At 61.7% G+C, this 13465-nt stretch carries 12 protein-coding genes; 11 read left to right on the top strand and 1 reads right to left on the bottom strand.

The window, feature by feature from the left end:
* Window positions 1–27 precede the first annotated feature (27 nt).
* Both ACRECS_RS17585 and ACRECS_RS17590 read left to right on the top strand, forming a co-directional pair.
* Window positions 28–1041, top strand: a complete 1014-nt coding sequence (locus ACRECS_RS17585; RefSeq protein WP_431584241.1) for an NAD-dependent epimerase/dehydratase family protein — start codon at window positions 28–30, stop codon at window positions 1039–1041.
* Window positions 1032–1811: a polysaccharide deacetylase family protein gene (locus ACRECS_RS17590; protein ID WP_431584242.1), complete on the top strand. Its 780-nt coding sequence runs from the start codon at window positions 1032–1034 to the stop codon at window positions 1809–1811. Before ACRECS_RS17585 ends, ACRECS_RS17590 begins: the two co-directional genes overlap by 10 nt.
* On the opposite strand, the gene ACRECS_RS17595 is transcribed toward ACRECS_RS17590, so the two are convergent.
* Complete coding sequence (locus ACRECS_RS17595) at window positions 1726–2838, bottom strand: acyltransferase family protein (protein ID WP_431584264.1); 1113 nt, start codon at window positions 2836–2838, stop codon at window positions 1726–1728. The two genes, ACRECS_RS17590 and ACRECS_RS17595, sit on opposite strands and share 86 nt — an antisense overlap.
* A gap of 295 nt (window positions 2839–3133) precedes the next feature.
* On the opposite strand from ACRECS_RS17595, the gene gmd reads away from it, so the two are divergent.
* The 9 genes from gmd to ACRECS_RS17640 all read left to right on the top strand — a co-directional run bounded on the left by gmd (window position 3134) and on the right by ACRECS_RS17640 (window position 13465).
* On the top strand, window positions 3134–4234 hold the full coding sequence (gene gmd, locus ACRECS_RS17600; RefSeq protein WP_431584243.1) for a GDP-mannose 4,6-dehydratase: 1101 nt from the start codon (window positions 3134–3136) through the stop codon (window positions 4232–4234).
* Between the two features lie 30 nt (window positions 4235–4264).
* Window positions 4265–4897 carry a class I SAM-dependent methyltransferase gene (locus tag ACRECS_RS17605; protein ID WP_431584244.1) on the top strand — a complete coding sequence of 211 codons (633 nt, stop codon included), beginning with the start codon at window positions 4265–4267 and terminating at the stop codon, window positions 4895–4897.
* A 4-nt stretch (window positions 4898–4901) separates the two neighbouring features.
* The gene (locus ACRECS_RS17610) at window positions 4902–5855 is read left to right on the top strand and encodes a GDP-L-fucose synthase family protein (RefSeq protein WP_431584245.1); all 954 of its coding nucleotides are present in this window, start codon (window positions 4902–4904) and stop codon (window positions 5853–5855) included.
* Window positions 5821–6837 (top strand): UDP-glucuronic acid decarboxylase family protein, encoded by a 1017-nt coding sequence (locus ACRECS_RS17615; protein ID WP_431584246.1) that lies wholly within the window; start codon window positions 5821–5823, stop codon window positions 6835–6837. Before ACRECS_RS17610 ends, ACRECS_RS17615 begins: the two co-directional genes overlap by 35 nt.
* Before the next feature lie 10 nt (window positions 6838–6847).
* Window positions 6848–7975, top strand: a complete 1128-nt coding sequence (locus ACRECS_RS17620; RefSeq protein WP_431584247.1) for a glycosyltransferase family 4 protein — start codon at window positions 6848–6850, stop codon at window positions 7973–7975.
* A 168-nt stretch (window positions 7976–8143) separates the two neighbouring features.
* Complete coding sequence (gene asnB / locus ACRECS_RS17625) at window positions 8144–9976, top strand: asparagine synthase (glutamine-hydrolyzing) (RefSeq protein ID WP_431584248.1); 1833 nt, start codon at window positions 8144–8146, stop codon at window positions 9974–9976.
* Between the two features lie 114 nt (window positions 9977–10090).
* Window positions 10091–11062, top strand: coding sequence for a GDP-mannose 4,6-dehydratase (locus tag ACRECS_RS17630; RefSeq protein WP_431584249.1), 972 nt, complete (start codon window positions 10091–10093; stop codon window positions 11060–11062).
* Window positions 11063–11072: 10 nt separating this feature from the next.
* On the top strand, window positions 11073–12347 hold the full coding sequence (locus ACRECS_RS17635) for a hypothetical protein (RefSeq protein WP_431584250.1): 1275 nt from the start codon (window positions 11073–11075) through the stop codon (window positions 12345–12347).
* A complete protein-coding gene (locus ACRECS_RS17640; RefSeq protein WP_431584251.1) occupies window positions 12344–13465 on the top strand; it encodes a hypothetical protein in 1122 nt (373 codons plus the stop codon). The genes ACRECS_RS17635 and ACRECS_RS17640 overlap by 4 nt, the downstream gene beginning before the upstream one ends.

Genomic DNA, 13465 nt, shown 5'->3' on the forward strand with positions numbered 1-13465 from the left:
CAACGGCTTGCGCGTAGGAGACAGGTCATGAGCAAGCCCGCGATCCTCGTTACCGGCGCTGCCGGTTTTATCGGCATGCACGTCACGCAGAAGCTCCTCGCGCGCGGCGAGCGCGTGATCGGCATCGACAATCTCAACGATTATTACGACGTGCGGCTGAAACATGCCCGCCTTGCCGAGATCGGGCGCGGCACCAATCGCGATTTCGAGTTTCTCGAGCTCGACTTTGCCGACGACAAGGCGCTCGACACCGCCCTGTCGGCGCGTACGTTCGACCGCATTGTTCATCTCGGTGCGCAGGCCGGGGTGCGCTATTCGATCGACAATCCACGCGCCTATATCCATTCGAACATCGCCGGGCATCTCAACATGCTCGAACTCGCGCGCCACCGCGGCATCGCGCATATGGTTTATGCCTCGTCCTCATCAATCTATGGCGGAGACGCGACCCTGCCCTTCAAGATCGACGACCGCGCCGATCGCCCGTTGTCGCTCTATGCCGCGACCAAGCGCGCGGACGAGTTGATGAGCGATACCTATGCTCATCTCTATCGCACGCCGCTGACCGGCCTGCGCTTCTTCACCGTCTATGGCCCTTGGGGGCGGCCCGACATGGCGATGTGGCTGTTCACAAGCGCCATTCTTGAGGGCCGCCCGATCAATGTCTTCAATGGCGGCGATATGCGGCGCGACTTCACCTATATCGACGATATCGTCGCCGGCATCGTCGCGTGCCTCGACAATCCGCCCGCCGATGACGGCGCGGTCAAGGCCGGCGGCAGCGTCTCGCCGCACCGGCTCTACAATATCGGCAACCATAAATCGGAACGGCTCGACCGGCTGATCGAACTGGTCGAGGCGGCATGCGGTACACCCGCGATCCGCGTGCCGATGCCGATGCAGCCCGGCGACATGAAGGACACATTTGCCGATATCGATGCGATCCAGCGCGACCTTGGATACGTACCGACAACCTCGATCGAGCACGGCGTACCGCGTTTCGTCGACTGGTATCGCAGCTATTCAGCTGGATGCATGTGAACCGCATCATCGTCCGGGCCGTTCTTGCCGGCTGTCTATTATCAGTTGCGGGATATCTCGGTTTTCAACGCACGCGGGACAAATGCGCCCAATGGATCGGTGAAGTAATCTGCAGGGTTGAGGTCGAGCAGCGCGTGGTCGCGCTGTCATTCGATGATGGACCTACTGCCGTCGGCGTATCGGAGGTCCTGCCTGTCCTGGCACGATATAATGTCCATGCGACATTCTTCCTGATCGGCGAAGATACCGCTCGGAACCCCGCCCTGGTGCGGCGAATCCAGCTCGCCGGACACGAATTGGGCAATCACAGCTATTCGCATTCGATCATGATCGGCGGCTCGGCGGCGAATTATAACGCCGAGATCCGCCGCACCGATGCCTTGCTGCGCCAAGCCGGTGCCGATCCGACATTGTTCCGGCCTCCGGGAGGACGACGATTTATCGGCCTGCCGCTGGCGGTCGAACACAACGGCTATCGCATGATAACATGGAGTGCCGTCGATGAACCCTGGGCGAGGATAACGCCTAGCGAATATGCCGCGCACATGCTCGCACAGGTTCGGCCCGGCGCGATCCTGCTGATGCATCCGATGAACGAGCATTTCGCTGCCTCTCGTGCGGCACTGCCACTGATCCTGGAGGGGCTCAAACGACGCGGCTATCGCGTGACGACCGTGTCCGGGCTTATTCGATTGGGGGAGGTGGAACGGTCTCGATCTCGGCTTTCCGGGATCGCTTCCCGCCCGACCAGCGCTGCAGCACCCGATTGAGCCGCGCATCGCCGAGCCACGCAATCAGGATGAGCAATCCCAGTCCAAGCGCAAACCCCGGCCAGGATTCAATAGCGCCCGAATTGATCAGGATCGGATAGTGAAACAAATACAAACCATAGGAAATGGATGCCAGCCATGCCGCGGGTGCCGCCATACTCAGAGCAAGCCGTGACCAGATCCGCCCAAACGGTCCAAAGAATATGATGATCATGACCAGCGCGACAGCAAAATGTCGCAACGGCAGAAAAGGAAAAACACCCGGGCTGGTATAGCCCTGTATTATCACGTCGAGCAGCGCGATTCCCGAGAGCAGTGTCAGCCAGACCAGTGCCGCCACGATCGCGCGCAACGATCGTTCACCCGACAGATACGCTCGCGCCGCCATTGCACCAGCCCACCAGATGGGGAAATAGGCAATCACCTTTGCCAGATGATTGGGCGCAAACAGATACAAACAATATGCCAGGCACCCCGCCGCGCCCACAATATGCGTCGTGCCCCGCGGGTATCGCGTCCAGCCTGCCAGCACGGCAGGAAATATCAGATAGAAGAACAGTTCATACGACAAGGACCAGAGCGGGGAATTGCCGAGATAGGTATCGACGATCACGCCCGGTTTTAATCGCGATACGTCCTGCAGGCCGGCAAGGTTTCCGAGCAGGTCAAACCATGAAAAACGTGCCCCGAGCAAGCCGAGATACGCAAATATCGCGGTCGAGATCGCCATTGCGATCAGCAAGCCAGGATAGACGCGGCGGATCCGGCGGCCGGCATAGGCCCATACGCCATCACGGCGCGCATGTTCATGAGCGAAAATCAGGAAGCCGCTCAGCAAAAAGAAGCCAATGACCGCTTCCTGACCGAACCGAAGCGCAACGCCCGCCACGCCCTTCAACGCGAGCGTGTTCGCGACATGGTGGGCCACGACGTAGATCGCCGCGACAGCCCGCGCCAGATCGAGACCCGCGACAAGCTGTGGCGACATCTTGATGCGTTCGGCCCGTGCCGCCCCCGATTGCAACACCGTTTGCAAGATTGCCCCCATTCACGCTGCGCGGCACATACGCTCGCACTGCGGCATAGAGACAATTGCCACATCGAACAATCCGTCCACTTACATATTGATTTTTATACAAAATTTCTTCTTCGACGCGCATATTTTCGCAATGGCCCAAGCAGCGCAGAACACCGGCATTCTGGGAAGGCCCGACCGCTCTTCGCACTTGCGGCACTAGACGCACTTGCCAAGACTGCTATGCAAATCGCGCTCTGAATCCTACCGGATTGAGCCCAGTTCATATGCGTGGAGCGCTACTTTCATGACGAAGACCGCTTTGATCACCGGGGTAACGGGACAGGACGGAGCCTATCTGTCCGAGTTGCTGCTGGCCAAAGGCTATGAGGTCCATGGCATCAAGCGCCGGTCGTCGTCATTCAACACCGGACGCATCGATCATATCTACCAGGACCCGCATGAGGCAGGCGCGCGGCTCCACCTCCATTATGGCGACATGACGGATTCGATGAATCTGACGCGCATCGTGCAGGAAGTTCAGCCCGACGAGATCTATAATCTCGCAGCGATGAGCCATGTGGCGGTCAGCTTCGAGACGCCGGAATATACCGCCAATGCCGACGGCATCGGCACATTGCGCCTGCTTGAGGCGATCCGCCTGCTCGGCCTGGTCGACAAGACGCGCATCTACCAGGCATCGACATCGGAGCTGTACGGCCTGGTGCAGGAAGTACCGCAGTCGGAAACGACGCCCTTCTACCCCCGCTCGCCTTATGCAGCGGCTAAGATGTACGCCTATTGGATCACGGTGAATTATCGCGAAGCTTATGGCATTCACGCGTCGAACGGCATCCTGTTCAACCATGAAAGCCCGCTGCGTGGTGAAACCTTCGTTACGCGCAAGATCACCCGCGCGGTGGCCGCCAATCATCTCGGCCTGCAGGATATCCTGTGGCTCGGCAATCTCGATGCCAAGCGCGACTGGGGCCATGCCCGCGATTATGTCGAAGGCATGTGGCGCATCGTCCAGCATGAGAAGGGCGATGATTTCGTCCTCGCCACCGGCGTGACGCAGACGGTGCGCTCGTTCGTCGAAAAGGCCTTTGCCGAGGTCGACACACAGATCGACTGGAGCGGTACCGGCGTCGATGAAGTCGGCGTCTGCCGCAAGACCGGCAAGACCCTGGTCAAGGTCGATCCACGCTATTTCCGCCCGACCGAGGTCGACCTGCTGATCGGCAACCCGGCCAAGGCCAAACGGCTGCTCGGCTGGGAAGCGACCACGACGCTCGACGAACTGTGTGCCGAGATGGTGCGTGAGGACCTTAAGGTCATCGCGCGGGAAGCCGAGACACGCCGCCCCGATGAGGAGCGCCCCGCCGCGCTGTATGTGATCAAGAGCTGAGTCGAGGCCCCGCGATATGAGCCTGGCAGGATGACCCCGACATCACCGATCATCGATTACGGCTATGCAAGTAGCGAGGACGTCTACACGCCCTCCTATTTGCTGCCCTCGGTGCGGACATCCCTCGAACAATTCGCGCCGGGTCGCCGGCTGTTCGAATTGGGATGCGGTGCAGGGTCGACCGCCGCGAAACTTGCCGCGCTCGGCTATGAAGTGACGGGCATCGATCCGGCGGCATCCGGTATCGCCATCGCACAGTCGAACGCACCCGGGTGCCGGCTCGAACAGGGTTCTTCCGAGGAGAAGCTGGCCGAGCGTTTCGGCACGTATGACTCGGTTGTCAGCCTGGAAGTTGCCGAGCATGTCTTCTCGCCCAAACGCTATGCGGAAGCGATTGGCGAATTGCTCGAGCCCGGCGGGATCGCGATCATCAGCACGCCTTATCACGGCTATTTCAAGAACCTCGTACTTGCCGCGACAGGCAAGATGGAAAGCCACTTCACTGCACTGTGGGAAGGCGGACACATCAAATTCTGGAGCCGCATCACACTCGGTACGCTGTTTGCGCGCGCCGGATTCGAGGAAATTCGTTTTGACCGCGTCGGGCGCATCCCAGCCCTCGCCAAGTCAATGGTCGTTACCTACCGCAAAAAGGCCGGCTGAGCCGATGTTTGATCTGACGGGCAAGAAAATATGGGTCGCCGGCGAGCGCGGCATGGTTGGTCGTGCGATCATCCGACGGCTCGCGGGCGAAGGCTGCATCATCGTCTCGCCCGAGACGCGTATCGACTTGCGCGATCAGGCCGCGACCTTTGCCTGGATGGCGGCCAACCCGGTCGACCTGATCTTCCTTGCTGCCGCCAAGGTCGGCGGAATTGCGGCCAATAACGACCGGCCGGGTGAATTTCTCTACGACAATCTGATGATCGAGACCAACGTGATCGAGGGCGCACGCCGCACCGGGGTCGCCAAGCTGGTCTTTCTCGGCTCGTCGTGCATTTTCCCAAAAATGGCGGCTCAGCCGATGGCCGAAAGCGCGTTGCTCACCGGACCGCTCGAACCGACCAATCAATGGTATGCGATCGCCAAGATCGCCGGCCTGAAGCTGTGCGAGGCGTATCGCCGCCAATATGGCTGCGACTTCATTTCTGCACAGCCAACCAATCTGTATGGCCCGTTCGACAATTTCGACCTGGAATCGAGCCATGTGCTGCCAGCGCTGATGCGCAAGGCGCATGAAGCGAAGCTTGCCGGCGCGGATATCCTGTCGGTCTGGGGTAGCGGTACGCCCTTGCGCGAGTTCCTCCATGTCGACGATCTCGCCGATGCGTTAGTCTTCCTCGCCCGGAGCTATTCCGAAGACGAGTTCGTCAATATCGGCACCGGCGACGAAGTGAGCATCGCTGACCTTGCGCACCTTGTCGCGAACACCGTCGGTTTTCGGGGGAAGGTCGCATTCGATGCCACCCGCCCCGATGGCACGCCGCGCAAGCTGGTCGATACAACCAAGCTGAATGCCCTTGGCTGGAAGCCATCCATATCGCTGAACCAGGGAATTGCCGACGTTTACGGCTGGTTCCTCGACAATGGCACGGACCTTCGGTCGCAACACGCGGCCTGAACTCAAGAATTACCCGGAGAATATCGTGGCCCGTCTTTACGACAGCAGAAAACGTATCCTTGTGACGGGCGGCGCCGGCTTTGTCGGCTCGCACCTGATCGACCGCCTGCTCGAACAGGGCCATGAAATACTGTGCGTCGACAATCTTTTCACTGGCGCCAAGCGTAATATCGAGCATCTGCACAATCATGCGCGGCTCGAATTCATGCGCCATGACGTGTGCCTGCCGCTCTATGTCGAGGTCGACGAGATCTACAATCTCGCCTGCCCCGCCTCGCCGATCCATTACCAGCATGATCCGGTCCAGACGACCAAGACTTCGGTGCACGGCGCGATCAACATGCTCGGCCTCGCCAAGCGCGTGAAGGCGAAGATCTTCCAGGCATCGACCAGCGAGGTTTACGGCGACCCGTCGGTCCATCCGCAGCCCGAGGAATATTGGGGCAACGTCAACCCGATCGGCCCGCGCTCCTGCTATGACGAGGGCAAGCGCTGCGCCGAAACGCTGTTCTTCGACTATCACCGCCAGCATCATCTGGAGATCAAGGTCGCCCGGATCTTCAACACCTATGGCCCGCGCATGCATCCCGCCGATGGGCGAGTCGTCTCGAATTTCATCGTCCAGGCGCTGAAGGGAGAGCCGATCACCATCTATGGCGACGGATCGCAGACCCGTTCCTTCTGCTATGTCGATGACTTGGTCGATGGCTTTATCCGGCTGATGGATACCGGTCCCGAAGTCACCGGACCGATCAATCTTGGCAACCCGGTCGAATTCACCATGATCGAACTGGCCGAGCTGGTGCTCGAACAGACCGGCTCGCGGTCGCCACTGATCCGCCTGCCGCTGCCTGCCGACGATCCCAAGCAGCGCAAGCCGGATATCACCAAGGCGCAGACAATTCTCGGCTGGCAGCCCAAGGTACCGCTTGCCGAGGGCCTGAAATCGACGATCGACTTCTTTGCCAACCGCGACCGTTGAGGATCGGCCGATGCCATCGGGCGGCGTTCGCGACGCGATGACCGGTTCGGCGCCGAAAGGCGCCCATATCCTGATGCTGCTGTCCGACGCCTATGGCGGCTTTGGCGGCATTTCGCAGTATAATCGCGACTTTCTGGACGCGCTCTGCGCCCTGCCCGAGGTCGCGAGTGCGGAGGCCCTGCCGCGAATCGCGGTACCGCCGGTCGGCGATCTGCCATCCAAGCTGGCGTTCAACCTCGATAGTCTTGGCGGCATTGCGCGCTTTACGCGCGTCGCGCTGATGCGCGGCCTGACCGGACCGAAGCCCGATATCGTCATCTGCGGCCACATCAACCTGTTGCCGCTCTGCGCCCTGATCGCAACGGTCCGTCGCGCAAAGCTTGTCATGCTGATCTTCGGGATCGAGGTCTGGCGACCGACCGGTCGCGCACTGGTCGACCGCTGCGCCTCGCGAATCGATACGGTGATTTCGATCAGCCGCGTGACGCTGGAACGCTATTTGTCCTGGGCTGCCGCACCGCGCCTGGGGAGCGAGATCCTGCCCAACGCGATCCATCTCGAAGACTATGGCATTGCGCCCAAGGCGGCCGATCTGGTCGCCCAATATGGCCTGGCGGACCGCAAGGTGCTGATGACGTTCGGGCGCATGGCCGGCGAGGAGCGCGCCAAGGGCTTTGACGAGATGATCGAAATCCTGCCGCGCCTGCGGGCAAAGGACCCCTCGTTCATCTATATCGCAGCGGGCAAGGGCGACGATATGGCCCGGCTCAAGACCAAGGCCGCCGAACATGGCGTCGCCGACCATGTCGTCTTTACCGGAATGGTCCCGGAGGAGCGCAAGGCCGATTATTTCCGCCTGGCCGATGTCTATACCATGCCAAGCCGCGGTGAGGGCTTCGGCTTCGTGTTTCTCGAAGCCATGGCGTGCGGCGTTCCGGCAATCGCGAGCCGCTCCGATGGCGGATTCGAGGCGATCCGCGACGGCGCGATCGGCATCGCGATCGATCCGGCCAACCTGGATGAGTTGGAGAGCGCGATCTTCCGGGCGTTGGATGGCCCGAAGGAAATACCGGAAGGGCTTGGCTATTTCGCTTTTCCGAGCTTCGGACGCCGATTGGGTGAAATGTTGTTTGGCTAATCGCCGATAAAATGCCATCGGCGATTAATCTGAATCATCAGGACCGAAACGGACTTGATGTTAAGATTCCATCTGTCGACAACCCTCAGGAAAGAAGGTGATTTCGAGATATTTTTCAATAGCTTAGCGTAGAGATTACTCTGTTGGTCTGGGGGGATCAACCGCTTAATGTGTGGGTTGAATGGCATTTTTGCCTATGCGTCCAACGCGTCCGTAACGGCGCGGGAAGAGGTAGTGAAGGTACGCGACTCCATGGCTCGTCGCGGACCGGATGGCGCTGGTCTATGGGCGAACGACGATGGCCGCTGCGTGCTGGGCCATCGGCGACTGTCGATTCTCGACCTGTCGGATCGTGCGTTGCAGCCGATGGCGAGCGGTACCGAGCGCTACACCATCGTCTATAATGGCGAGATCTATAACTATCCCGAATTACGCGCCGCGGCGCTCGCCGCCGGCCGTACCCTGGTCACGACCTCCGATACCGAAATCCTGCTCGACCTGTTCGAACAGCATGGCCCGGCGATGCTCGATATGCTGCGCGGCATGTTCGCCTTCGCCATCTGGGACAATGCGAAACAATCCCTGTTTCTGGCGCGCGATGCATTCGGCATCAAACCCCTGTTCTTCTCCGACAAGAATGGCGTTTTTCGTTTCGCCTCGCAGGTCCGCGCGCTGCGGGCGGGCGACGGCATCAGCGACGAACGGGATCCGGCCGGCGTGGTCGGCTTCCTGTTGCTGGGCAGCGTGCCGGAACCCTTCACCTGGTATGCCGACATCGCATCGCTCCCCGCCGGCCATTGCATGACCGTCGATGCGAGCGGCGTCACCCAGCGTCGCTATGTCGATGCTGCGGCGATCCTGGTATCGGCGGAACACCAGCATATCGATCACGGCGCCGCACTTCGCCGCGCGCATCAGGCGGTACGCGACAGCATCAAGGCGCATTTGCTCGCCGATGTCCCGGTCGGCCTGTTCCTGTCGGGCGGGATCGACTCCGCGGCGATTCTCGGCGTTGCCATGGAGGGCGCGACGCGCCCGATCCACACCATCACCCTGGGTTTCGATGAATTCGAAGGCACTGACGACGATGAGGTTCCGATCGCCGGGCGCATCGCGGCGTTTTACGGCGCACAGCATAATGTGCGGCGGATTGGCCGTGACGAATTCCTCGCCGATATCGACGAGATACTGGCCACCATGGACCAGCCGTCAATCGATGGCATCAATACCTGGTTTGTCGCCAAGGCAGCGCATGAGCAGGGCCTGAAGGTCGCCTTGTCGGGCGTCGGCGGCGACGAAATGCTGGGTGGCTATCCGAGCTTCAACGACGTGCCGGCCTGGCATTCGCGCTATGGCCTGATTGCACGCACGCCCGGAATCGGCGCCGCGATCGGCACGTTGGTGAGGACGCTGATGCCGGGTTTTGCCGCCAGCAACCCCAAGGCGGCCGGCCTGCTGCGCTATACCGGCACGCTGGGCGGTGCCTATCTGGTGCGTCGCGCGCTGCGGCTTCCTGATGATTTCTCCGCCTTGCTCGATCCGGCGTTCGTAAAGGCCGGACTTTCCCGGCTGGGCATCGTCGGACGGATGAACCACGCCCTCGATCCGATGCCGGATTCGGACCAGGCGTCGGTCACATTGCTCGAACTCGGCTTCTACATGCGTAATCAGCTGCTGCGCGACGCCGATTGGGCCGGCATGCGGCACAGCGTGGAAATCCGTACCCCGCTGGTCGATATCGCACTCTTCCGCGAACTGGCGCCGCTGATCGGTCACCTGAAGGCGGGCGAAGGCAAGCAACTCCTTGCCGATGCGCCGATCATCGCCTTGCCCGGCTGGCATCGTCATCGCCGCAAGACCGGGTTCCGCATACCCTATGCCAGCTGGATGTCGGGCATCGACGGCCTAGCGGAACGCAGCGCCGTCGCGTCGGGCAATAACGGCCTGTTGTCGCGCGAATGGTCGCGCTTCCTGCTCGATCATTACCGCACCGGCGCCTGAACCACTGGTTTTCAGCGCACATCAAGCTCGCATGGCGCATTTACGCCTTTCCTCGCCCGTCAAATCATGCTCTTCGCATCCGCAATAAAATGGGGCGTCACAACGAGGTAGGCCTTGACCAAGCACGCGCTCATCTGCGGGATTTCAGGCCAGGACGGTGCGTTGCTGGCCAAGCTGCTGCTCGACAAGGGCTACCGGGTGTTCGGCACTTCGCGCGATGCGGAAGTATCGCGCTTTTCGAACCTCGCCCAGCTCGGCATTCTCGATCGGGTCACCACCCTGTCGATGACGCTGACGGATTTTCGCAGCGTACTCCAGGTCCTGTCGGAAACCAGGCCGGACGAAGTCTATAACCTCGCCGGACAAAGCTCCGTCGGCCTCTCCTTCGCTCAGCCGGTCGAGACGCTGGAAAGCATCGCGTTCGGCACGCTCAACCTGCTCGAAGTGCTGCGTTTCATGGGCGGCAATACGCGGCTCTATAATGCGGCATCGAGCGAATGTTTCGGCGAAACGACCGAAGCGAAACCCGCGACCGAGGAAAGCCCGTTCCATCCGCGCAGCCCTTACGGCGTCGCCAAGGCAACCGCTTTCTGGGAAGTGGCCAATTACCGCGAAGCTTACGGCCTGTTTGCCAGCTCGGGCATCCTGTTCAATCATGAATCGCCGCTGCGCCCCGAACGCTTCGTCACGCGCAAGGTTGTGCGCGCCGCCGCACGCATTGCCGCCGGCTCGGGCGAGCGACTGAAGCTCGGGGCACTGAATGTCGTGCGCGACTGGGGCTGGGCGGAGGATTATGTCGACGCGATGTGGCGCATGCTGCAGCTCGATCATGCGACCGATTTCGTCGTCGCGACGGGCAAAAGCCACAGCCTCGAATATTTCGTGCGGCGCTGCTTCGAACTTCAGGGGCTCGACTGGCGCGATCATGTCGAGGTCGACCAGAATCTGATGCGCGCAACCGATATCGCGACAAGCCATGGCGATCCGGGCAAGGCGGAGCGGCTGCTCGGATGGCGCTCGACGGTGGATTTCGACGAGCTGCTCCGCCGCCTGATCGCGGCCGAACACATCGCCCCGGTCACCTGACGCCGCCATCATGCTGCGTCAGCGCCTCATTGCCTGGTTCCGCCTGCTGTTCGAGTTCGGCCTGTCGAGCGGCTTCGCGCAGGCAATCGGAATGGTCGCCGGCCTCGTCTATGTCCGCTACATGCCGATCTCGGACTATGCGCTTTACGGCCTTGCCGCGACGACGCTGACGTTCGTCACGATTTCCAGCGATCTCGGTCTCAACAGCTCGATCACCTATTTCTGGCGGCGGGCACGGCTGGGCGGCACGGCATTTGGCGACTATCTCGCGGGCATTCGCCGCCTGCGACTGATCCTGTTCCTGAGCGTCGGCCTGATCGCCGCGGCGATCTTCCCCGCCGTCGGCCAACGCTCGCATTATGGCCTCGACGCCTTGCTGATCGCCCTGGCGCTCCTCCTGGGCAGTGCGCTTCTGCAGATGAGCGCGGGCATCAACCTGCAAATGATGCGCCTGCTTGGCTGGTTTCGCCGCTCCTATGTCTGCGACATTGCCGGCCAGTCGATGCGCGTCCTGGCCGCGGCGATCATGGTGCTGGGCATTTCGCGATCCTATTGGCTGGCCCTGCTTGGCGGCCTGATGTGCTCCGCCGTGACGCTGGGGGCGAGCAGCTGGATGCTGCGCGGCGAGGTGGAACGCAACCGCGTGCCCGTCCCGGGCCTGTTCAAGGCGATCATGCGCTATGTCGGGCCGGCCGCGCCCGCCGTGCTGGCGTTTGCGCTGCAGGACAGTGTGATCCTGTGGCTGGCGGCGCGCTTCGGCGGCCCGCATGTCGTGGCCTCGGTCTTCGCCGTCAACCGTATCACGGCGATCGTCGGTGTGCTGTCGACCTTCTCGATCGTCGTCATTGTCCCGCGCCTGGCCGGGATCACCGATATCCGCCGCTTCATCCTGGCCGGCTGGATCGTCAAGACAGCGATGGCGGTCGTCGGGCTGGGCGTGATCGCCGTCGGCGCGCTGTTGCCGGGGCCGCTGCTCTGGCTGCTCGGGCCGCAATATGCGCAGCTCGATCATGAGCTGCTTGCAGCGCTCACCACCGCAGCGATCACGCTTGTCTCAACCCCGACCGTGCTGCTCAATCGCGCCAAGGGCTGGGTCCGGCTCGACCCGCTGGTCGCATTGATCCAGGCCTGTCTCCTGATCGCGATCGTGCCCTTCTGGGATTTCTCCACCTCGCTGTCGGTGCTGTTGCTCAGCATGATGCTCAGCGGCTCGCTGTTGCTGCAAGGATTGGCGATCAGCGTCATCGGTGCATTCCGCCCTGGCCTGGTGACGGCGCGATCATGACCATAACGCTGATCCAGATCGTCCCGCGCCGTTCCATTTCCCCCGAGGGCGTCGGCGATTATGCGCGCCTGATCGCCGAGCAGCTGCTGCGCGATCATGACATCCGAACCGTGTTCGTCTCGGGCTCGCCACTGCCGCCGCAAGAACGGCTGCGCGACGAATGGGAAACGCACGAGCTTGCCGACCGGACATCCGCGGCGCTGCGTACGACCCTGGACGGGATATCCGGCGGTGCTCCCATGCCGATCCTGTTGCATCTGTCCGCCTATGGATATCAGCGCAAGGGGACGCCGCTGTGGCTTGCGACCGGGCTCGAACGCTGGCGTCGCGGCAATGCCGCCGTCCCCTTTGTCACGATCTTCCACGAACTGTTCGCGACCGGTCCGATCTGGGGCAGCGCATTCTGGCTCGGGCCGGTCCAGGCATGGGTGGCGCGACGCATCCAGCGATTGAGCACAGCCGGCATCGCGACCACCGGCCCTTATGCGGCGCTGCTCGAGAATTGGCTCGGCGAGCCGCGCGGATCGACCATCGCGCTGCCGGTCTTCTCGACCATTGGCGATATAGAGGACCCGATTCCGGCGATGGAGCGGCGCGCCACGCTCGCAATATTCGGTCGGGCCGGCATCTATGATGCCGTTTACCGCGAACGGATCGCGCAGATCGAAGCCTTCGTCACCGCCAACAAGATCGACGAGATCGTCGACATCGGCCATCGCACCGAAGCGCCGCCGGCAATGATCGGCGCGGCGCACGTCCGCAGCCTCGGAGAGGTATCAGCCGCTCTGCTCCGCGATGAACTCGGTGCCGCGCGATTCGGGCTGCTCGATTATGATGCCGACCGACTGGCGAAATCGACGATCTTCGCGGCCTATTGCGCCCATGGCACGATCCCGATCTGCCTGAGCGAAGCGGCCGGACAGAATGACGGACTCCGGCCGGGCGAGAATTATCTCAGGCTCGGCGCATCGGACGTCACGCTCGTCCTGGATGATGCCGCGCTTGAGACGTTGCAGCACGCCGCGAAAAACTGGTATCACCCGCACTCGCTGAAAAGCAGTGCGGACGTGATCGGCCGCCTGTTGCGGCAATCATCAGCGACCACGGGGCGCAATTGA

The sequence above is a fragment of the Sphingomonas sp. genome (assembly GCF_050725575.1).
Classification (GTDB): Bacteria; Pseudomonadota; Alphaproteobacteria; order Sphingomonadales; family Sphingomonadaceae; genus Sphingomonas.

Bases quoted from the DNA above. Each gene is read 5' to 3' on its own strand.
- ACRECS_RS17585 (WP_431584241.1), top strand. From the start codon at position 28: ATGAGCAAGCCCGCGATCCTCGTTACCGGCGCTGCCGGTTTTATCGGC.
- ACRECS_RS17590 (WP_431584242.1), top strand. From the start codon at position 1,032: ATGCATGTGAACCGCATCATCGTCCGGGCCGTTCTTGCCGGCTGTCTA.
- gmd (WP_431584243.1), top strand. From the start codon at position 3,134: ATGACGAAGACCGCTTTGATCACCGGGGTAACGGGACAGGACGGAGCC.
- ACRECS_RS17605 (WP_431584244.1), top strand. From the start codon at position 4,265: ATGACCCCGACATCACCGATCATCGATTACGGCTATGCAAGTAGCGAG.
- ACRECS_RS17610 (WP_431584245.1), top strand. From the start codon at position 4,902: ATGTTTGATCTGACGGGCAAGAAAATATGGGTCGCCGGCGAGCGCGGC.
- ACRECS_RS17615 (WP_431584246.1), top strand. From the start codon at position 5,821: ATGGCACGGACCTTCGGTCGCAACACGCGGCCTGAACTCAAGAATTAC.
- ACRECS_RS17620 (WP_431584247.1), top strand. From the start codon at position 6,848: ATGCCATCGGGCGGCGTTCGCGACGCGATGACCGGTTCGGCGCCGAAA.
- asnB (WP_431584248.1), top strand. From the start codon at position 8,144: ATGTGTGGGTTGAATGGCATTTTTGCCTATGCGTCCAACGCGTCCGTA.
- ACRECS_RS17635 (WP_431584250.1), top strand. From the start codon at position 11,073: ATGCTGCGTCAGCGCCTCATTGCCTGGTTCCGCCTGCTGTTCGAGTTC.
- ACRECS_RS17640 (WP_431584251.1), top strand. From the start codon at position 12,344: ATGACCATAACGCTGATCCAGATCGTCCCGCGCCGTTCCATTTCCCCC.